The sequence below is a fragment of the Pantoea sp. SIMBA_079 genome (genome assembly GCF_046940275.1).
GTDB classification, from domain to species: Bacteria; Pseudomonadota; Gammaproteobacteria; order Enterobacterales; family Enterobacteriaceae; genus Pantoea; species Pantoea borealis.
Window position 1 is genome coordinate 1 of record NZ_JAWRYR010000841.1, and the last position, 241, is coordinate 241.

At 70.5% G+C, this 241-nt stretch carries 1 protein-coding gene; it reads left to right on the forward strand.

Going from position 1 to position 241, the window contains the following annotated elements; all coding sequences use genetic code 11:
• The coding region (locus tag SB719_RS22315; protein ID WP_412160057.1) for a cytochrome c-type biogenesis CcmF C-terminal domain-containing protein at positions 1-241 on the forward strand (241 nt) is incomplete at both ends.

Sequence of the window (241 nt, forward strand, 5' to 3'; positions counted from 1 at the left end):
TTCGGCATCGCCGTATTCCTGGTCGGCGCCTTGCTGGTCGAGGCGCTGAACATCCAGCGCGAAGTCGCCCTGGCGCCCGGCCAGTCGCTGACGATCGGCCGCGACAGCTTCCATCTCGACGGCGTCGCCCACCACGAAGGTCCGAACTACACGTCCGATCGCGGCACCGTGCGGCTGCTGCGCGACGACCGGCTCGTCGCGACCCTGCATCCGGAGAAGCGCGCCTACGCCAGCGGCGGCC